A 20,444-nucleotide genomic window follows, 5' to 3' on the forward strand; every position below is an offset into this window, starting at 1 on the left:
GCTGACTGTGCACGCACAAAATTTGCGCGCCGTCAGGCACACAACTCCCGGCTATTTCGGTGGGTTGTCCGCAGCGGTGGCGCTGCGGCGCCAGTCACGAGGTGTCATGCCGAATGCTTCGCGGAATCGCCGGGCGAAGTGGGCGGCATCGCGGAAACCCACGGCGCCGGCCACCGACGCGATGGACCGGTGCGCGTAGCCGATGTCGATCAGCATGTCACGGGCCCGGACCAGGCGTTGTTCGATGATCCACTGCTCGAGGCTGATACCCGACTGCGCGCATACCTTGTACAGGTGCCGCACGGAGATGTTGTTGGCGGCGGCGATACCGGGGATCTTCAAGGTCGAATCGGACAGGTTTGTCCGCACATACCCGAGGATCTGCTCGATCAGCAGTTGCTCAGGTATGGCGGCTCCGTCACCCGGTCCGCGGCCCGCCGCCGAGATCAACAGTGCCCGAACCATTTCCAGACACGACTCACCCACAGAGGCGGCGGCCGGATCAGCTTCGAGCTGGTCGGCGATCCCGACGAGATGCTGGATCTGCGCCGTGACCATCGGGTACAGCGGCGATGCCGCCAGCCGCCCATGAGCCGCGACGACCGTCTCCGCGGAAATGCCGAGGCGCTCCCTGGACAGCTGCAGGCACAACGTTCCGCCGAGACCGTGCCAGCCGGAGGCGAACGCGGTGGCCAAATCGATCACTTCGCAGGCGCCGGGTTCGATCAGCGTTTGCGCACCGAACTGTTCGTGCTTGCGGACCTGTCCGTTCTGAACGGTAACCGTCAACGTGTCGCTGGGCGTGGCTCGCTCATGGCGACTGGTTCGGCAGACCTGGTGACCGGATACCTCCGAGCGGGTCAGCGCGATCGGACCCAGCATCCAGGCCTGATGTCGGCTGACCACCTCGGCCGGCGAATCCAACATCTGCAGGTTCGCCCCGATATCGGCTTCCTGCAGGATTGCGGTGACCGCCTCCCGCCGGTCCGCCGGCGTGAAGAAGTCGGAGTCGATCAGCACTGCCATTTGTGATCTCTACTTCGGATTCTCGCCGGCGGTGGAGCCCCTCCCGTCGCCGGCCGCTACGCGTTTCGGGTGGTGGAAATTCAGGCAAAGCGCTTGCGTGGGTTCGTAGTCGGCGATGTTATCGCGCTCCGGCGCGCCCGGAGCCCGATTCGGTAGGGATTGCGCACCGACTTCACCGACCCACGATGGCGTGTTCCTTTGCCGCGGTAGGCCGTAACGTCAGGATTCGACGTTCGGCAGGTGTCGCCGTCGCAGCCCATTCCGGCCGCAAAGCCGCATAGGTGCACACATCGCGCCACCGACCCTGGGTTCGGTAGAGCTGCCGCAGCCGCGCCTCCGGCGTCAAGCCCACTCCCGACATCACCGTGTCCATCACCGGATGATCGTGCCGGTGCCCCGCCCATACCCGGTGAATCCCGAGCGGCCCGAAGGCGAATGCCGCCAAGAGCCGCCCCGCCTCGATACCACCCGCCCGCAGCGCCCCTTCCGGAACCACGACCAGACCGCCGATCATCGCGTTGCTGCCGAAATCCTCTACCAGCAGACCGATGGTGCCGACCATGGCGTCCTCACCGGGTGCGGTGATCGCCAGCGTGTACCTGCGCCGCGGACTCTCGCCGCGGGAGCGCAGGGCGGCATCGAACGACGTCGCGGCCGCCCGGACACCCATGCTGTCGGTGCCCATATATCGGGTCAGGTGCGGGTCGGTGAAAATCCGCTGATAGACGCCGAGATCACCGGCACGCAGATCACGCAACCGCAGCCGCGCGCCGACCAGTTCCACGTTGCGCAGGTCGATCGTCAACGGACTTCCTCCATCGCCCGCACGCATGCCGGAGCAACCCGTGGACCTACCGCGGGTACGAGCTCGTCGAGGTCGACATAGGTTCGCCCCGACGGGATCAGCTCGCCGAGCAGGATCCGGCGAGCCGTGTCCGCCACCAAGGCGCCGCCGAGCATCACCCCGGAGGCGAGTTGAGGCCAGCTGGACAGGCTCCGGCCGATCTCACCGACAGCGTCGCGCATCGCCGGACTCAGCCGCGGCTCGTCGACCACTGCCAGCAGAAACGACAGCCGCTCGCCCCGGTTCATCCTCGCGACATCGGCGGAGGTCGACCCGCCGGTGCGGCCGTGGAACAGCGGGCGATGGGGTTCACGATCGAAACGCTCCACATCCAGCAAGCCGCGATCGTTGGTGTCCATCAGTACTGGGACGGCGCGGCGCCGCGCGTACTCACGGACAGCGACTTTCGCCCATACCGTGTCGCATTCCTCCACCACCAGGTCCAGCGGCCGGGTGCCGCTCACGCCGTCGAAGAACGGTCCGATCGATTCCTCGGTCAACCCGTCCGTGAACACCTCGATGTCGAGATAGGGGTCGATCTCGAACATCTGACGCGCCGCCAGCACAGCCTTGGAAACCCCGAGATCACCCACCCCGGCCCGCAGCCGGTTCAGATTCGACAGCCCGAGGTTGTCGAAGTCGGCCAATCGGAACGATCCGCCGACCCCCTCCATCGCCAGCGTCACTGCCGCACTGTTGCCCACCGACAGCCCGACCACCCCGATCCGCCGCTCGCGCAGATCTCGCTGCTGCGCTCGGTCGATCTTGTTGCGATTCCGATCGGTCCGCACCCGCTGAAAACCCTCGCGCGGCAGCACATGTACCAACCGGCCGTTCCACGGATAGAACACCCACGTTCCCCACTGCCACAGCGGAGTCCCACCACAGATCCGACGACGCGCCGCTGCCAGCGAACCCGTCGAATGCGCGACCGCGGGCTCCTCGCAGCGGATCAGTTCGTCGAGCTGATCTTCGATCGTGTCGTGCACGGCACTCACAGAACTCGACGCTGCCAACGCTTCCAGATCACGCAGTCCTTCCGGGCTCGACGCATCGAGCAGCACGGGAAGGAAATGTGATGTTGCAGCGCCGGGCGTGAGTACTTTCGGACGCGGAACCGAGCGATGCCGAACCATGTATGCACAAACCTCCGAACCTCATGAGACGAACGGTCACTCGCTCGTCTCTGTCGACCAGGACGCGCAAAGGATACACACAGCACACCTTCAGCAAATCGACCTTCGGTCCAGCGGCATGGCGCGAAAATACCCCAGCCGAAATGGGACTACGACCAATTCGGTCGGCATGAGAGGCGACCGCTCGAGCACCCTTCCTCAGTCTCGCAATAATCCCGCAAGCATCGATTCCAGGACCGGCAGGATCCGAACCAGACAGCGACGGCGGCGATAGGACGAAGGATTCCCCGAGCGGGCGTTACATGCGCGACAGCAGCAATTGCGCCGCTTCGCCCGGGTGGGAGTAGGGCCACCAATGTCCCGCATCCACAGCGACGACCTCGACGTCGCTGACCCAGTCGTGCACAGCGTCAGTGAGGTCTGGAGCCAGGAATCGATCCCGGCGTGGGGCCACGATCGTAGTGGGGACAGCGCAGACCGATGCGGGTCCACCCACAAGCCGTGCGACGACGTTCGCGCGATAGAGCGCGATGCCCCGTCGCTGATTCTCCGGCGATCGCGGCGGTGCGTCCTCGAAGTATCCGGCGGCCGCGAGCAGTCTGGGGATTCGCCGCGAAAGAACGGGAACATGGAAGCCCCAGATATACCAGGAACGCGCGAGCTGCGAAATCACCGACGGCCAGCGGGACAGCACGACAGCGCGGGCCCTCGCCAGCTGACGTAGATGATCCAGGCTCGGCCCGGAGACTGAGGTATACGAAGCGAAGGTCGATGCCGCGCGAGGTGCGGACATCGCCTCCCACATCTGCACAGAGCCCCAGTCGTGGGCGAAGACGTGGATCGGAGTTCGTTGGGCCGGAATCGAATCCACCACGGCAAAGACATCTTCGGCCAGTCGCGGCAGGGTGAACGAGCGCAGGGAGTCGGGACCGTCGACCACGGTATCGCCGCCGCCTCGCGTGTCGTAGGCGATGATTCGCACCCGATCGCCGAGAGCATCGATCATCGGCAGGAACAGTCGATGATCATCCGGGTACCCGTGCGCGAGCAGCACGGTGTTCTCGGCGTCCGGATTCCCGTATTCGAAGACGGCGATCGTGGCGCCATCGGTTCGCACTGTCCACCGTGTCACGCGCTGACGAATTCCTGATTCGCGGCCTCGGCCCGGAGCAGATTCGCGATCACCGTGAGCCGCAGCTCGTCTTGCCCGGGGTCAGGATGGACCACGGCGGCGAGGGCTTCTCCGTCGAGGAGGTAGACCACGCTGAAGATGACGGTATCCAAGCGCTCCGCAGCGATGGTGGCCGCGAACGGCAATGTCCTCGCCAACTGTGCGATCTGCTCGTGGTACCGAATGGTGAACGGCGTCAGCCGTTCCCGGAGCGCGGGGTCGCTGCGGGCGGCGATGAGTAGCTCGTACCACGCCCCGTTGATCGGAGCACGGCATGCCGCTCGAAGCAGTGTGAGGCAGTGGTCGATGGAATCGGTGCCGAGTCCGCTCAGTCCGGCGCGGAATTCGGTGAACTGCCGAGAACGGACCTCTTCTGCTGCTGCCACCAAAAGGTCGAGTCGCGTGGGGAAATGGCGGAACAGCGCCCCGGAGGACACCCCTGCCCGCGCGACGATCTCGCTGACTGTCGTTGCGGCATAACCTTTTTCGCACAGCGAATCGATAGTGGCGTCGATCAGATTGCCGATGGTTTCGGTGCGACGTTGCTGCTGGGTTCGACTCACGTGTTCACCGTGACGGCGATGGAGTCGTCGGCGCCGGCCCGCAGGTATCGACCGGCACGTTCGGACACACCGAACCACGGCGCGAACTGCCCCTGTCGATAGGCGATCTTGCCGGCTATCAACGTCGCCGTCACCGCTCGATCATTGCGGTTGACCATGCGGCTGAGGCCGCCGAACTCGGGCATGATCTCCTCGTGATAGGCGGTGACGTCGTCATCGAGGCCCGCGGGATCGATGATCACCACATCGGCACGTCCACCGAGCCGCAGATGCCCGGCGTCGACGCCGTAGAAATCGCCGAGTTCACCGGTGAGCTTGTGCACCGCCTTCTCCACGCTCATGAACGGATTCCGTTCACCTCGCGCGCTTTTCACACGGTGGAGCAGCCGGATACCGAAGTTGTAGAACGCCATATTGCGCAGATGCGCACCCGCGTCGGAGAATCCGACGGTTACACCGGGCGCGTTGATCAGTCGGTCCATGGCTCGGGGCCGATAGTTGGCGATGGTGGTGTGCCAGCGCAATGCGCGTCCATGCTCGACCACCAGATCGAGGAAGGCATCGACGACGTGGATATCACGAGATTTCGCGATATCGGCGACCGTCTTGCCCACGAGCGAACCGTCGGGGCATTCGGTTATCTGCACATCCGCGAAGTCGCGGTGCCAGACCCGTGAGCTGAACTTCTTTTCGAAGTCGGCGCGGAACCATCGTCGATACGCTTCGTCGGACAGAAGTTCGTTGCGCTCCAACTCGTCGCGCAGGTGCAGTGCCGCCCGGCCGGAGCCGAATTCTTCGAACACCACCAGGTCGATGCCGTCGGAGTAGACGTCGAACGGCGTGGGCAGATGCTGCCATCGGAACTGACCTCGGCCCGGGCCGTTGACAGCGGCCGCGATCGGTCCGAAGATCCGATGGATCCACGGCGACGCCTTGGGATCGGCCGCGGCCAGCAACGACACCTTCAACGACTCGCGGCCGAGACCTGTTGCGGCGCCGAGGAAGAAGATCATGTCGTATTTGGTGTTGAGATTCGGGATGCTCTGCAACAGTCGTCCTCGCTTGCGCAGGATCTTGTGCAACCGACGGAACTCGCTCCATCTGGCATAGGACGACGGCAGCGACCTCGAACGATATCGATCGCCGTCCAGCTTGTCCCATGGATTGGTCATCGTCGACATACCGAGCATTCCCGCGTCCAGGGCTTCGCTCAACGCCTCGGCCATCGCCCGAGATTCCGCACCGGTGGGCTTCTGGCGACGATCGGTCGACCGATCGAGTCCCATGACGTGCGCGCGCAAGTCGGAGTGCCCCACGAGCAAGGCGACATTCGGTCCCAGCGGCAGACGCTCGAGGGATTCGATATACTCCTGCGGCCCGGACCATGTTTTCGCGGTATCGACAGCTTTGAGGACGTGATCTCGCGGCAACGCCTCCACGCGTGAGAACAGATCGGCGATGTCCACGGCGGTGCTGTAGATGGTCGACAGCGAGCAGTTGCCGAGCATGACGGTGGTAACACCGTGTCGGACAGACTCTTTGAGCCCGGGGCTGACGAGAACCTCGGCGTCGTAATGGGTGTGGACGTCCACGAAGCCGGGCATCACCCACTGGCCGGTCGCGTCGATCACTTCTCCGGCAGCGGAGGAATCGAGAGGTTCCACGGAGAGGGCACAGACGACACCGTCGCGAATCCCCACGTGGCGCACGACGCCGGGGCCGCCACTCCCGTCGTACACCGTGCCACCGCTGATGATCACGTCGAAGAGGTGAGCGTTCATGTGACCTCCGTCATAGATTCCCTGCACGCTAACTTAGATAGCGAGCACTCGCAACCTTTTGGGTTCGCTACGACCAGGCCATCGTCGTCTTGCTACCGTGGTGCGACAGTTGTCGTACGCGAGCGAGGTTGCCCGATTGTTCTTCCGAGCTTTTCACCCGGCCACGCAGTCCCCTGACCGCGTCGTCCTCGAATGCTTCGGAGAGTGCCATGCCAACTCAGATCACCGCGCTCGCGGTCAGTAAGTCGTTCGACGGCGATCCCGTTCTCACGGATGTGACATGTTCGCTCGACGTCGGCGAGCGCACCGGGATCATCGGCGAAAACGGCTCCGGCAAGACCACCCTGCTGCGGTTGTTCGCCGGGCGGGTGCAGCCCGACAGCGGCGAGATCATCGTCCACGCCGAGGGTGGCATCGGCTACCTCGCGCAAGACGAGCAACTCCCCCAGCACCTCACTGTGCAGCAGCTCATCGACCGAGCCCTCACCGAGCTGCGAGCGGTCGAAGCCCAGATGCGCCGCCTCGAGATCGCGATGGCCGACGGCGACGAGTCCGGAATCGACGAATACGGTGATCTGACACTACTTTTCGAACTTCACGGCGGCTACGACGCCGACGCGCGAGTGGAACAGGCTTTCCACGGACTGGGATTGAGCCTGGTAGATCGCGACCGCACGATCGGCGAGCTGTCGGGCGGTGAGCAGGTCCGACTGCGCCTGGCCGCGGTGCTGGCGGCAGCTCCGGAACTGCTGTTGCTGGACGAACCGACCAACCACCTCGACGACGTCGCCCTGACCTGGCTCGAAGACCATCTGATCGCACGGCGCGGCACGACGGTGGCGGTCTCCCATGACCGGGCCTTCCTCGAACGGGTGACAACCAGCCTGCTGGAGGTCGACGCGGACCGGCAGCGCGTCGTCCGCTACAGCGACGGTTACCCAGGATTCCTGGCGGAAAAGGCAGCCGAGCGAGCACGATGGGTGCAGGCGCACGCGCAGTGGCTGGCCGATACCGAACGATTCCGCGAGGCCGCCGACACCACCGCCCGCAGGGTCGCACCGGGCCGGGCGATGGCTGACAACAACAAGATGGCTTACAGCCGAGCCGGTGGACGGGTGCAGCAATCAGTGGCCAGCCGGGTGCGCAACGCGCAGGAACGGCTGCGGCGCCTGCTCGCCGACCCGGTGCCTGCACCGCCGCAACCCCTACGATTCGCGCCCACCCTGGCGACCGCCGGCGGAGCTGGGACCGGGCTCGAGGCCACCGACATCTCCGTCGCGGGCAGACTCGAACCGACCAGCCTGACGCTCGCCGCGGGCGACCGCCTGCTGATCACCGGCCCGAACGGCGCGGGCAAGACCACCCTGCTACGCGTGCTGGCCGGTCAACTCGCACCCGACACCGGCACCGTCGCCCGGACCGGCAAGATCGGCTACCTCGCGCAGGAACCACCGCCCGCCGTCCGCGGACGCATGATGTTCGTCGCCTTCGCGCGCGATCGCCCGGGTGACCCAGAATTCCACGGCAACCAACTGCTCTCACTCGGCCTGTTCGACGTCTCGCAGTTCACGACACGAGTCGAGGACCTGTCCACCGGCCAGCGCCAGCGCCTCGCTCTGGCGCGCCTGGTCACCGAACCCGTCGACGTGCTGCTCCTCGACGAGCCGACCAACCACCTGTCGCCCGGTCTGGTCGAGGAGTTGGAAACCGCGCTCGCCCATTTCCCGGGAGCCATCGTCGTCGTCAGCCACGACCGGCGACTGCGCAGCCGCTGGGAAGGCACCCACCTTGCCTTACAGGCAGCAACAGCCCGGACCACAGTCCCCGATTCTGGCGTCGACGAACGACGTGCCGGACTACGAGGTGGTGCGGGTATTCGGTGAAGTCGCCGGCCGGGTGCCGCTGCGACGTTCTCTCGGCGATGCTGAAAACCGAGCAGCCCTAACGAATTTCGGAACCGGTTGCCGCTCGAGGATCGGCGCGCACGAGGTCGTAAACATAGGATCGTTCGCCCTTGCGGCTCACCCACACGCCCTCGGGAGGAAGCTCGCCTTGCCCGGGTTCGTCGAACGGGCGGCTCGATACCTCATCGGCCGCGTCGCACACCACCCAACCGAAGTCGGGCAGTCGGCGACACCAAATATCGAGGTCGACCCGCCTATACGACGGGAACCCGTACGCGTCCCCCTCGCGGACGAACTCATAGGTCAACCCACGACGCGTCGCACGAACTTCACACCAGACATTCCGCCATCTTGGCCGACCTCTTCGCCACGTCGATCAGCGCGGCACGGGAACAGGCAGCGGCGATTCGCCAGCCGCTCGGTCTCCACCGCGATGTGCTTGCGCTGCGCCGAATTCGCTGCGTGCACAGATGCCGGTCCCGACCGGCTCGAGCGCCGAATCACTGCCGTGCGAAAAGTAGGGTGTGCCCAACTCGATGCGCTCAGGAGGTTCCGCCGTGGCGGTGCACACGCTCACCCTCGATGTGGCTACGGCCGACGGCAAGGCCGATGCCTTCCTCGCCTACCCCGACGACAACGCTCCACACCCCGCGGTTCTGGTGTTCTCCGACGCGTTCGGGCTGCGGCCGGTGGTCCGCCGTGACGCCGAACGCCTCGCGGCCCTCGGCTTCACCGTGCTCGTTCCGAATATGTTCTACCGCAACGGTTCCGCACCGGTAATCGAGCTTCCCGACTTCATCGGGGCCGACCGACGCGGCGAGATCTTCGGCGCACTGCGCCCGCTGCTGACCGCGTTGACACCCGAACTCGTTGTCGCGGACGCCGAGGCGTATCTGTCGTGGCTGGCCGATTCCCCCTTGACCACCGGCAATCCGGTGGGACTGTCCGGATACTGCATGGGCGTGCGCAACGCACTGCACACCGCCGCCGCCTACCCCGACCGCGTAGCCGCGGTGGCCGGCTTCCACGGCGGCAGACTGGCTACCGAGGACCCCACCAGTCCACACACCGTGGTCGACCGAATCTCCGCTGAGGTCTACCTCGCGCACGCCGACGCCGACCCCGGCCTCCCACCGGAACAGATCGACCGACTCGACGCCGCCTTCACCGCCTCGGGCACCACCTTTCGCACCGAGGTGTATCCCGGCGCCCACCACGGCTTCACCCAATCCGACACCGATGTCTACAACGCCGAGGCAGATGCCCGGCACTGGACCGAACTGACCGACCTGTTCACGCGCGTCCTGCGCTGAATCTCTATCGAAGACGCCCGACGAGCCTGGCCGACGGCTCCGGCGACAAGTTGGTCGGGTCGCGCCAGGCGCATCGACCGACACCTGATAGAAGCTCTTAGCGCAGCGAACCATCGGTGACATTCGTGCCGGCTACGAGGAAGATCGACTGAGAATCAACTGGTCGCAACCAAGACGCGCTGGAGCGTGACGTCACTAGAGCCCACTCTGGCTGAATTTCGAGGCTCTCCAGGAGGTTGCGGTGACAGATGGCGTAGCGTCAGCCGAGACGTCCGTTCGGATAGAGCGCTGCGACGTCTGCGTTGTCGGAGCCGGCATCGCCGGGGTCAATGCCTTGTTCGTCGCCAGTCGATACCTGTCTCGCTCGCAGAAGATCATCCTGGTCGATCGCCGCGATCGTTCCGGCGGTATGTGGGTCGACACCTATGCCTACGTTCGACTGCACCAACCGCACGGCCTTTTCACCGCCGGAAACATCAAGTGGACACTTGACCAGGATCGCTCCTACCTGGCAACCAAGGACGAGGTGCTCGCCCACTTCGAACACTGCCTCGAGATTGTCAGACAACGAGTTCAGGTGGAGGAGTACTTCGGCTGGGCGTTGGATTCACAGGAGGAGTCCGCCGGGACTGTTCGCCTCACCTGCAAGTCCTCGGATGGCCGGCTCATGGTTGTCGAGGCGAAGCGACTGATCAAAGCCATCGGATTCGGGATTGTGCCCAACGACCCGCTCGAGATTTCCAGCGCACGCATCGTGTCGGTGTCACCCGACTTCTGCGATATGCGGAGGGACGAGATGCGGGCGAGCGACGCCCCCGTGTGGATCGTGGGCGGGGGGAAGACCGCGATGGACACCGCTCACACGCTGATCACGGAATACCCCGGTCGGGAAGTGAACCTCGTGGCAGGTTCAGGCACGTTCTTTTCCGACCGTGACCGCCTGTTCCCGGCCGGCGGACGACGATGGTGGGGCGGCGCGCTGGCATCCGGCGTTTTCCGGGAGTTGGGTCGGCGCTTCGACGGGACCAACGAGACCGATGTCGCGACCTGGTTTCGCACGACCTACGGCACGTGGTTGACCCCCACCACAGGCAACTACCTGCTGGGCTTGCTGTCCGAATCGGAGAACAAGACGATTGCCGACGGCCTGAACGAGGTGATCATGGATCACGTCGTCGATGCCGTCGACCGCGACGGCGATATCGACTTGGTGTTCCGCAGCGGATCGGCGAAGAAGATTCAACCGGGCAGCTGGATAGTGAACTGCACCGGATATCTGCTGCGCGGCGACCCGCCACCGCCCTACGAGCCCTACGTTTCCGGCAGCGGTGCGGTCGTCTCGGTGCAGCCGCGCTCCGCGACATTCCATCTGACGTCCTACATGGGCTACTTCTTGACCCATCTACTGTTCTTGGACAAGCTCAGGGAAGTCCCGCTGTACGAACTCGACGCACTGGACCTACGGACGAAGTCGAGTGCGGCACTTCCGTATGTGCTCGGCTCCCTGGCCATGCACAACCTCAGCCTCGTCGTCGACAGCGTCCCGAACACAGTGTTCCTCGGTTGCGGATTCGATCTCGATCGCTGGTACCCGCTGCCGCGCCGCATGATCGGAACGACGCGGTTCCTGCTCACCCATCGCCGCGGACGCGAGCACCTCCGGCAAACCCTGGACACTGTGCGCACACGATTCGATGTACGCTGCGGTCCGATCCCGGTGTAGCTCGAAGAATTTCAGCCTGTGGACCAGTCCACGAGGATGCGCGAAACAACGCTGACAGGAAGGCGGAAATGATGGGGATCGACGATCCGAGTGTCAAGGAACTCGCTGTCGACGAGTGCTGGGCGTTACTCCGCGACGGGGAGGTAGGTCGCCTCGCGGTGTGGGTGGAGGACCATCCGGACATTTTCCCCCTCAATTACGCGGTCGATCACGGAACCATTGTGTTTCGATCCGCGCGGGGTACCAAGATGTCGGCCGCGTTGTCGGACGCACCCGTCGCGCTGGAAGTCGACGGCTACATTTCTGGGTCTCACGAAGCCTGGAGCGTGGTAGTCAAAGGTCGTGCCGAAGGGATCCGTGAGATCGGCGAGGTGATGGATACCGTAGATCTGCCCCTCTTTCCGTGGCAGGCCGGGGCAAAGGACTTCTTCATTCGACTCGTACCCACCGTGGTGACCGGTCGCCGGTTTCCCGTTGTGGACCCGGCTGCGTGGCAGACTCCCTTCTCGAATGTGCGACAGTCGCCTTCGGAGTAGGGCACCGTTCGCTGCGGTAGCGCCCGCTGCCCAAGATCCGACGCTACAGTCCATGATCGCGGTTTCCCCTGCGATCAACTGGCTCCAACGCATCGAACTCACACAGAAATCACGGCGTTGCGTACGTCGTTCCATCACCATCTGAACGATCAGAACTAGGAGAACCCGGCCGACCTTTCGCCGAACACAGAGTTCCCGACTACAGCACAACGGTGTCCGCGTGATCAAGGCGGATCAGCTCGATCCGAACACCGCGCGGACACCCGGAATCGAGCGTACTGGTGCGCAGCGACAGCGAAGCCGTGGTCGTCCCGCCGGCCGTAGCCCTCACCTGCGACCACTTGGCGCGGGTTCCACTTGTCCGGACCCCGCCATCGGGAGGTGCGCCGAGGTAGGGGTCGGCTAGGGGTGGCGACGGCATCGGCTGTCGCCTGTGATGTCCGTATCACGTTGGTAGGCAACGTATTCGCGATACGGAGAGCTGGATTGTCCGAGATTTACTCGACCGAACCGAATCCCGACCGTAGCGGTATGAGTCGACGTCGTATGCTCGCGGTCACCGCCGCGGTGATCGGCTTCGACATCGTGGCCGGCCAGTGGATCACCCACGGCACCGCCGCGGCGCAATCCCCGTTCGACAATGTGCCGGAGCTGGACGGCGAACTTCTCCTGGACAACGGCGCACGCGCCAGTATGTCCACCGACCGCGGCCAGATCGTCACCAGGATACCCGCGGCCGTCCTGCGTCCCGGCTCGGCCACAGACATCCAGAAGATGATCCAGTTCTGCTGTCAGCGGGGGATCCCGGTGAGCGCGCGCGGTGACGGCCACGCCACCCACGGCCAGTCCCTGACCGACGGGCTCGCGATCGAGACCCGTTCGTTGACCGCGATTCACGAGATGTCCGACGACCACGTCGTCGTGGATCCGGGGATCTTCTGGGGCGACCTGGCCGTCGCGACGTACAACGCGCGTCGACGCACGCCGCCGGTGATCACCACGATCACCAAATTGACTGTGGGTGGCACCCTCTCGGTCGGCGGCGCGGGCGCCAACGTCCATTTCGGGCTGCAGACCGACAACGTGCTCGAGCTCGACATCGTCGACGGCACCGGCACCCTGCGCACCTGTTCCGCGACCCGGAACCGGGATCTGTTCGAGGCGGTGCTGGGCGGTCTGGGTCAGTTCGGCGTGATCGTTCGCGCCACCATCCCGCTGATCCCCGCGCCGACGCGGGTGCGGGAGTGGCGATTCAACTACATCTCCAACGCCGATCATGTCACCGACACCCGCCTGTTCACCCTGCGCGGTGAACTCGACGAGGTGCACTCGGAATGGCTGCCGGGGTCCACCGGCCCGGTGCGGCTGGTGACGGTCGCGAAGTATTTCGAACCCGGTGCCGAACCCGATGGCGGACATTATCTGCGCGGCGGGACCGTCCCCGGTGTGCTGGCGATCCAGGAGGACTACGACTGGTTGCCGTATCTGCTCCGCAGCGACGCCCTGGTCGATCCATTCTCGAACCTCGGCTACGACCAACTGCTCAAGCCCTGGTTCGACGTGATGCTGCCCGACTCGGTCGCCGCGGAATTCATCGCCGCGGAATTTCCCGAATGGACACCCGAGATCATGGGTCTCGGCGTGATCGACCTGAAAACGGTGCGGCGATCCCGAGTGTCCAACCCGATGTTCCGGCTGCCCGACCCGGACGGCAGCGATATCTACCACACGCTGAGCGTGCTGCGGACCTCGCTGCATCCGGGCCCCGACCCCGCCTACGTCGAGTACTGGCTGACCCGCAATCGCCAGATGTACGAGCGGGCACGCGCACTCGGCGGCGTCCGATACGCGGCCGACTCCCAAGACTTCACCACGGCGGACTGGGCGGCCGAATACGGCGACCGCTGGCCCGAACTGCTCGCCCGCAAGCGTCGTTACGATCCCAAGTCGATCCTCGGTATCGGCGTCGACATGTTCGCCGGCGCCTGACGACGGGAAGTAGTTGTCGCGAGCGGAACCTGGAGTATTGCTGAACGGACGCTTACTGCATTCACATCGTTGGCGTCCGCGGCTGGTGCCGAGGTTTCTCAGTCTGCGACGACGGGGTGGTGGCCGCTGAGACGGTCGGCGATCGTGCGCATGATCTGGCCGCCGTGCTCGGCGAGGTAGAAGTGGCCGCCGCGGTAGACGTCAAGGGTGAACGGTGCGGTGGTGTGGTCGGCCCACGCCCGCGCCTCATCCTCGGTCACCATCGGGTCCGCGTCCCCGATCATCGCGTGGATCGGAGAGGTCAGTGCGGGACCGGGGCGGTAATCGTAAGTCTCGGCGGCCTTGTAGTCGCTACGGAGGGCGGGTAGCGCCATGGCCAGCACCTCGGGGTCGTCGAGGATCCGATCGTCGGTCCCGCTGAGCGAGCGGACCTCGGCGACGATTCCGGCCGCTGACGCGAGGTGAACGGTGCAGCCGAACCGATGCCGAGAGGGCGCCGGTCGACCTGAGACGAACGTCACACGTGGAATCATGTCCGCCGCATGGAAGCGACGGGCCAGCTCGAAGGCGAGGGTAGCGCCCAAACTGTGTCCGAATAAGGCGAAATCGTCTGCAACGTTGCGCTGTAGCACCGGGAAGATCTGGTCAGCTAGGTCGTCGACGGTCTCGAGGCCGGGCTCGCGGAAGCGATCCTGGCGGCCGGGATATTGGATAGCCATGACCTCGTGCCGCGGCGCCAACGCGCGGGCCATCGGGAGGTAGTAGGGCGCACTGCCGCCCGCGTGCGGCAGACAGATCAGTTGTGGCGCACCACCATCAGCCTCCCGGTAGCGACGAATCCACACACTGTCGATGCTTCGTGTACCTGCCATAGTCAGCGCGTCCGTATGTCGTGGTCGATGTAGTCGAACCATCACGATAGAACGCAGGCGCCTCACATGCCCGCTGGAGCGGCGTGAATCACACCTAGGATGATCCCGGGAAGTGTTGGGAGACAAGACCTTTCACAGCTTTATTACTTTCGCTCACATACCACCGCCGCCGGATCCTCCGTTAACAAAAGCCCTCGGGTGCCGCTATCGTCATCCAAGGGACGATGTTGTCCACGATGGTTCGAGATCGATTTTCGTGAGCAAGGCTCACGAACAGCTATCGGGGGTCGCCACGTTGAGCGTTATCGGAAGCAGCGCAGGGTCAACATCGAAAGACCCAGGGGAAAGTTCGGTGCAGTGGCCGCGACCAGCGGCAGCCGTATTGGCAGAACTACGAAAAGGCGGACCGCGACAATTTCAAGTCGCCCAGTTACTCGCAGTACTCGACGAGGCTGTCTCATTGCCGATCCTGGCTCAGATCCTCGCCATCGACATCGAGTCGCTACGCGCGGTCATCGGTGAGCTGACCGACGCGAAACTCATTGCCTACACAGAGTTTCGGCGCCGCGATTTGCGCGAAGCGGTGCTCCGTGAGACACCGTTGTCGACACGGAAACGGCTACGCCACCGAGCGGCGGAGGTGCTGCACGATCGCGAAGCGCCGGATGTGCGGGTCGCCGACCAGCTACTGGGCGCCGACGACATCCGATTCCCTTGGGCCGTACCGGTTCTGCGTCGAGCGGCCGCGGCCGCCATCGCCGAGGACCAAGTCTCCAAGGCGATCGACTACCTCGAGCTCGCCTGGCGGCTGACCCGCGACGGGAGCGAGGGCGCGGTAATCCTGCTGATCATCGCGGTCGTACGCTGGCGGCTGAATCCGTCTACGGCGAACCGCAGCTTCGCGCGGCTTGTCACCGCATTGCGCAACGGGGCGATCCCGGTGCAGTGTCTCCCGACAACGGCGCGCTATCTGCTCTGGCACGGCCGACTCGGTGAAGCCCGCATCGCTCTGCGGATGCTCGACGACGCGGCCTCCGCAGGTGAGGAATCCGGCGTCGCGGCGCGCGGCGCCATGCAGGAATGGCTGTCGTGCAACTATCCGGGGCTGCTCGAGATCCGCGACAACCACTCTGCGGATTCGCCCGCGGTTCTGCTGCGCGCGCAGTTCCAGGAAGACTCCGCGCTGTTCCCGCAGCAGGGTTGGGCCGAACCCGACGAGGAAGCAGCTCGGCTGCTGCTCGATGTCTTCGCGAACGGCGCGTCCGACTCCATCGTCGCGCGGGCGGAGCGGCTGATCCGCGAACACCGGCTCGACGACACGACATTGGGCGCGTTGCTGATGGCCCTCGATGCGCTGATCTACATCGATCGGCTCGATGTGGCCGGGTATTGGTGCGAGGCGTTGATGCTGGAGGCGACCGCGCGGCGGGCACCTGCCTGGCGTTCCATCTTCGCGATCTGGCGGTCGGCGATCCTGCTGCGAGAAGGCAAGCTGGAGGCGACGATCGCGCTCGGCGACGGCGCGCTGGTTCGGGTGCGCGACGAGAACCTGGGCAACTATGTCGGCCTGGCAGTGGCCGCACTGGTCTCCGCGTTGACCGCGGCGGGCCGCTATCAGGAAGCGGCAGGCTACCTCGACATCGAACTACCGGAGACCGTCCTGAACTCACGGGTCGCGCTGCCGTGGCTGCGCGCGCGCGGCCAGTACATGCTGGCCACGAGCAACTACGAACAGGCCTACGCGGACTTCGCGGCCTGCGGCGGTCGGATGCAGCGATGGAACATGGACATCCCCGGTCTGATGGCCTGGCGTAACGACCTGGCCATGGTCTCGCTGGCACAGGGCGACCGCCATGGCGCCCACTATTGGGCGCTGGCGCACTTGACGCACCTCGGGTCCGTCACCAAGCATTCGAGCGGCGGGGTGTCGCTGCGGCTGATCGCCGCCACCGACCTGTGCGAACGGCACCTGGAATTGCGACGCCTCTCCGTCGATATCGCGTCGGCGGGCAACGACACCTTCGAACTGGCGACGGCGCTGGCCGATCTCGCGCAGACCTATCGCTCGCTCGGCGAGCGTGACCGGGCGCGGGCCGCGACGCGACGCGCACAGCTCCTGGCCGAGCAGTGCGGCGCCGAACCCCTGCAACGTCGATTGGCCGGGACGACGAACGGCCCGGGTCCGCTCCTCGAGACCGAACGAACGGACCGGACCACCGAGACACTCAGCCCGGCCGAACTCAAGGTCGCCAGGCTGGTCGCGACGGGCAGCCGCAACCGCGACGTGGCGCGCGAGCTGCACATCACGCAGAGCACAGTCGAACAACACCTGACCCGGATCTACCGCAAAGTCGGAGTGCATCGACGCGCCGATCTGATGATGGTGCTGGGTGATCCGGCGCAGTGGACGATCGAATCGGAAGCCAGCTAGGACCGGTAACAAGCCCATTAGGGGACGCATAGGGGTTTGCACGCATCACCGATGACGCGACAGTGAGGTCATGCGCACAATCTCCGGTGCCGGCTCGACAAACCGGTCCCCCCGCCGTCGATCCCCCGGTCAGCGACGGCCACGAGTCGGGCACATCGAGTTCCTGAACTGGCTGCCGATCCTCTGGGGGCTCGCTCGCACAGGCAATCTCATCGATCTGGATCTAGTCCGCGACACGCCGGAGAACCTCAGCGACGCACTGGTCGCCGACGATCTCGACATGGGTCCCATCAGCCTGATGGAGTTCCTGAGCCACTCCGACCAACTCGTGATGTTGCCCGACATCGCGATCGGCTGCGACGGCCCGGTCATGTCCTGTCTGATCGTGAGCAAGATTCCGCTCGATCAGCTCGACGGCGAACGCGTCGCGCTCACCTCCACCAGCAGGACCTCGGTGCGGCTGACGAAACTACTCCTCTCGGAACATGTCGGGGTCCAGCCCGAGTATTTCGTGAGTCCGCCGAACCTGGAAACAATGCTGGCGCAGGCGCCCGCGGCGGTGCTGATCGGTGACATGGCCTTGCGCGCCGCGCTGTTCGACGCTCCCGCCGCAGGACTGCTGGTGCACGACCTCGGGCAGATGTGGCGGGACTGGACCGGACTGCCCTTCGTGTTCGCGGTGATCGCGGCCCGGCGCGACTTCGTCGAGCGAGAACCAGAAACCGTGCGCCGCGTCCACGCCGACCTGCTCGCCGCCCGCGACATCGCCATGTCAGAGATGGACGAGCTCTGCGAACGCCTGGCTCACTGGGAGGAGTTCGACGCCTCCACCCTGCGCCGGTACTACACCGACGCACTCGACTTCGGACTCGGCCCACGACACCTCGCCGGCATCGCCGAGTTCGCGGCGCGGGTGGGCGGCCCCGCGGCGGGCTTTCCGGTGGATGTTTTTACGACGCTGCTCGATTCGGCCTGAGCCGAGACCGACGAAGGAGATAGTGATGCCATTTCACGGGTCACCATTCAGCAGCGATCTGAGTCCGGCCGCGCGCGTCGACGAGCTGGCCAGGAATCGCGGCAAACAGGTCGCGGTGGTGTACGAGGGCGCTACCTACAGCTATGCCGTGGTCGCGGCACAGTCCAGGCGATTGGCCGCCACGCTGTCGGACAGCGGTGCGGTGGAAGGCGAGCGGATCGGCTATCTCGGCGGCAATAGCCTCGCCTTTCTGACCACCTTCCTGGCCGCGGCTCGGATCGGTGCGGTTTTCGTGCCGGTGAACTCGCGGCTGACATCGCCGGAGCTCGCGCTGATTCTCGATGACTGCGCCCCACATGCGCTGATCGTGGAGCCCGGCCATCGCCAGATCGTGGCCGAAGCACTGGCCGAGACAGAGAACGACCGGGTGCGGCTGCTGTGGGCGCCCGGCGATCCGGTTCTCGACGGACCGGCCACTTCCCCCGCCTTCGCCGACCGCACACCCTCCGAGGAATTCGCCGACGACCGGTCGACCCCACTGCGCTGCGACGCGGACCGGGTCGCGATGCTCACCTACACCTCGGGCACCACCGGCCGCCCCAAGGGCGTGGAACTCACCCACGGCAACCTCTGGTGGAACGGCGTGAACCTGGACATGGTCGCACCCGCGATGCCTGGGGACATCACCTTGGTGGTGGCACCGCTGTTCCACACCGCGCCGTTCGGCTGCTTCACCTTGCGCACCCTGCTGCGCGGCGGAACGGTGGTGCTGCGCCGCGACTTCGAGCCGACGCATCTGCTGGCAGACCTCGTCGACTACCGGGTCAACACGGTGTTCGCGGTACCCGCGATGTTCGCGGCGGCGGCCGCGGTACCCGAATTCGCCGACGCCGACCTGTCGGCGCTGCGCACCGCTGTCACCGCAGGAGCCCCGGCACACGCCGAACTCATCGGCCGCTACCTCGACCGCGGCGTCACCCTGCAACAGGCATACGGCCTGACCGAGACCTTGTTCGCGACCTGTCTGCCCGCCCAACAGGCCGCGACGGCGCCTGCCTCGGCAGGACTGCCGTTGCCCTACACCGAGATCCGGGTGATCGACCCGACGAGCCGAAATGTTCTCGACGAGCCGGGCGCCCGCGGCGAGGTGTGCCTGCGCGGTCCGACCGTGGCAGGGGGCTACCGCAACAACGATGTCGCCACCGCCGCCTCGTTCGACGCGGATGGCTGGTTCCACACCGGTGACGTGGGTTATCTCGACGACGACGGCTGCCTCTACCTAGTCGACCGGCTCAAGGACATGATCATCGTGGGCGGGGACAACGTGTACTCCGCCGAAGTCGAGCAGGTACTCGCCCGCTTCCCCGGCATCGTCGATGTGGCGGTGGTCGGCGTGCCCGACCCGCACGAGGGTGAGAGTGTCGTCGCGATCGTGCTGTGCCAGAAGGGGATCGAGCCGAGCTTGGTCGAACTGCGCCGCTTCGCCCGAACCGAGCTGGCCCGGTACAAACTGCCGACCCGCGTGGTACACGCCGAAAAGATCCCCCGCAACGCGATGGGCAAGATCGACAAGGTCGATATTCGCGCCGTGCTCGCCGATGGCGACGAACACCGCTTCAGCGAAGCGGCAGCGGGCGGGCCCGCGCGAACAGCCGGCACCGCATCGGAGCCGCGCGCGGGCGGATTGCGAACCCTGGCTTCCCTGCCGCCCGACGAACAGCGCCGCGCGGTCTTCGATCTGGTGACCGCGAGCATCGCCCGCACCCTGCACGCCGCGCCCGCCACGCTCACGGCACAGGACCGCTTCGACGACCTCGGGTTGAGTTCACTCGCGGCGGTCGAGCTGAGCCGCGGGCTCGGCGTCGCGCTGGGTCGGCGTCTGCCGACCACTGTGGTCTTCGACCACGCGACGGTCGGCGCCCTGGTGAAGCACCTGCAAACCCAACTGGCCGCCGAAGTCCGCCGCTTCCCTGCCCTCGAGCATCTGACCGAGTTCGAGCGGGTGGTCCGGCAGGACCCGCCGAGTGACGCGCTGCGCACCGAACTTCGCACCCGGCTGCGTAGTTCGCTCAATCGTCTCGCGACGACCGAAGCCACGATGACCCGACCAGACCCCGTAGCCGAAGCATCCGATTCCGAATTGTTCACCCTGCTCGACGCTGAACTCGGATCGGTCTGA

Annotated in this window: 15 protein-coding genes; 8 read left to right on the top strand and 7 right to left on the bottom strand. The window is 65.4% G+C overall.

Annotation, left to right across the window (positions count from 1 at the left end; all coding sequences use genetic code 11):
• Nucleotides 1-51 precede the first annotated feature (51 nt).
• The 6 genes from NS1_RS05370 to NS1_RS05395 all read right to left on the bottom strand — a co-directional run bounded on the left by NS1_RS05370 (nucleotide 52) and on the right by NS1_RS05395 (nucleotide 6,521).
• Complete coding sequence (locus tag NS1_RS05370; RefSeq protein ID WP_062982164.1) at nucleotides 52-1,026, bottom strand: helix-turn-helix domain-containing protein; 975 nt, start codon at nucleotides 1,024-1,026, stop codon at nucleotides 52-54.
• A 172-nt stretch (nucleotides 1,027-1,198) separates the two neighbouring features.
• Nucleotides 1,199-1,831 carry a GNAT family N-acetyltransferase gene (locus NS1_RS05375; RefSeq protein ID WP_084503514.1) on the bottom strand — a complete coding sequence of 211 codons (633 nt, stop codon included), beginning with the start codon at nucleotides 1,829-1,831 and terminating at the stop codon, nucleotides 1,199-1,201.
• Entirely contained in the window at nucleotides 1,828-3,006 is a 1,179-nt protein-coding gene (locus tag NS1_RS05380; protein WP_218019898.1) for a ThiF family adenylyltransferase, read from the bottom strand. Before NS1_RS05380 ends, NS1_RS05375 begins: the two co-directional genes overlap by 4 nt.
• A 298-nt stretch (nucleotides 3,007-3,304) precedes the next feature.
• On the bottom strand, nucleotides 3,305-4,138 hold the full coding sequence (locus tag NS1_RS05385) for an alpha/beta fold hydrolase (RefSeq protein WP_169812747.1): 834 nt from the start codon (nucleotides 4,136-4,138) through the stop codon (nucleotides 3,305-3,307).
• Nucleotides 4,135-4,740 carry a TetR/AcrR family transcriptional regulator gene (locus NS1_RS05390; RefSeq protein WP_062982170.1) on the bottom strand — a complete coding sequence of 202 codons (606 nt, stop codon included), beginning with the start codon at nucleotides 4,738-4,740 and terminating at the stop codon, nucleotides 4,135-4,137. The genes NS1_RS05385 and NS1_RS05390 overlap by 4 nt, the downstream gene beginning before the upstream one ends.
• The gene (locus NS1_RS05395; protein WP_062982376.1) at nucleotides 4,737-6,521 is read right to left on the bottom strand and encodes an N-acyl-D-amino-acid deacylase family protein; all 1,785 of its coding nucleotides are present in this window, start codon (nucleotides 6,519-6,521) and stop codon (nucleotides 4,737-4,739) included. Before NS1_RS05395 ends, NS1_RS05390 begins: the two co-directional genes overlap by 4 nt.
• A 209-nt stretch (nucleotides 6,522-6,730) precedes the next feature.
• Between NS1_RS05395 and abc-f the strand changes: the two genes are divergently transcribed.
• The 5 genes from abc-f to NS1_RS05425 all read left to right on the top strand — a co-directional run bounded on the left by abc-f (nucleotide 6,731) and on the right by NS1_RS05425 (nucleotide 13,986).
• Nucleotides 6,731-8,404 carry a ribosomal protection-like ABC-F family protein gene (gene abc-f / locus NS1_RS05400; RefSeq protein WP_062982172.1) on the top strand — a complete coding sequence of 558 codons (1,674 nt, stop codon included), beginning with the start codon at nucleotides 6,731-6,733 and terminating at the stop codon, nucleotides 8,402-8,404.
• A 578-nt stretch (nucleotides 8,405-8,982) separates the two neighbouring features.
• Entirely contained in the window at nucleotides 8,983-9,738 is a 756-nt protein-coding gene (locus NS1_RS05410; protein WP_255284431.1) for a dienelactone hydrolase family protein, read from the top strand.
• 241 nt (nucleotides 9,739-9,979) lie between these two features.
• A complete protein-coding gene (locus NS1_RS05415; RefSeq protein WP_062982175.1) occupies nucleotides 9,980-11,461 on the top strand; it encodes an FAD-dependent oxidoreductase in 1,482 nt (493 codons plus the stop codon).
• A gap of 71 nt (nucleotides 11,462-11,532) precedes the next feature.
• On the top strand, nucleotides 11,533-11,997 hold the full coding sequence (locus NS1_RS05420) for a pyridoxamine 5'-phosphate oxidase family protein (protein ID WP_084503538.1): 465 nt from the start codon (nucleotides 11,533-11,535) through the stop codon (nucleotides 11,995-11,997).
• 531 nt (nucleotides 11,998-12,528) lie between these two features.
• A complete protein-coding gene (locus tag NS1_RS05425; RefSeq protein WP_063816073.1) occupies nucleotides 12,529-13,986 on the top strand; it encodes an FAD-binding protein in 1,458 nt (485 codons plus the stop codon).
• 98 nt (nucleotides 13,987-14,084) lie between these two features.
• Here NS1_RS05425 and NS1_RS05430 read toward each other — a convergent pair whose 3' ends face one another.
• The gene (locus NS1_RS05430) at nucleotides 14,085-14,858 is read right to left on the bottom strand and encodes a thioesterase II family protein (protein WP_062982181.1); all 774 of its coding nucleotides are present in this window, start codon (nucleotides 14,856-14,858) and stop codon (nucleotides 14,085-14,087) included.
• A 460-nt stretch (nucleotides 14,859-15,318) separates the two neighbouring features.
• Here NS1_RS05430 and NS1_RS05435 point away from each other — a divergent pair, with 460 nt between their 5' ends.
• The 3 genes from NS1_RS05435 to NS1_RS05445 all read left to right on the top strand — a co-directional run bounded on the left by NS1_RS05435 (nucleotide 15,319) and on the right by NS1_RS05445 (nucleotide 20,444).
• Nucleotides 15,319-17,289 (top strand): helix-turn-helix transcriptional regulator, encoded by a 1,971-nt coding sequence (locus tag NS1_RS05435; protein ID WP_062982183.1) that lies wholly within the window; start codon nucleotides 15,319-15,321, stop codon nucleotides 17,287-17,289.
• A gap of 70 nt (nucleotides 17,290-17,359) precedes the next feature.
• Nucleotides 17,360-18,265: a menaquinone biosynthetic enzyme MqnA/MqnD family protein gene (locus NS1_RS05440; RefSeq protein WP_062982185.1), complete on the top strand. Its 906-nt coding sequence runs from the start codon at nucleotides 17,360-17,362 to the stop codon at nucleotides 18,263-18,265.
• A 25-nt stretch (nucleotides 18,266-18,290) separates the two neighbouring features.
• Nucleotides 18,291-20,444, top strand: a complete 2,154-nt coding sequence (locus tag NS1_RS05445; protein WP_063816074.1) for an AMP-binding protein — start codon at nucleotides 18,291-18,293, stop codon at nucleotides 20,442-20,444.

Origin of the sequence: Nocardia salmonicida NBRC 13393, from assembly GCF_001613085.1 — a bacterium.
GTDB classification, from domain to species: Bacteria; Actinomycetota; Actinomycetes; order Mycobacteriales; family Mycobacteriaceae; genus Nocardia; species Nocardia salmonicida.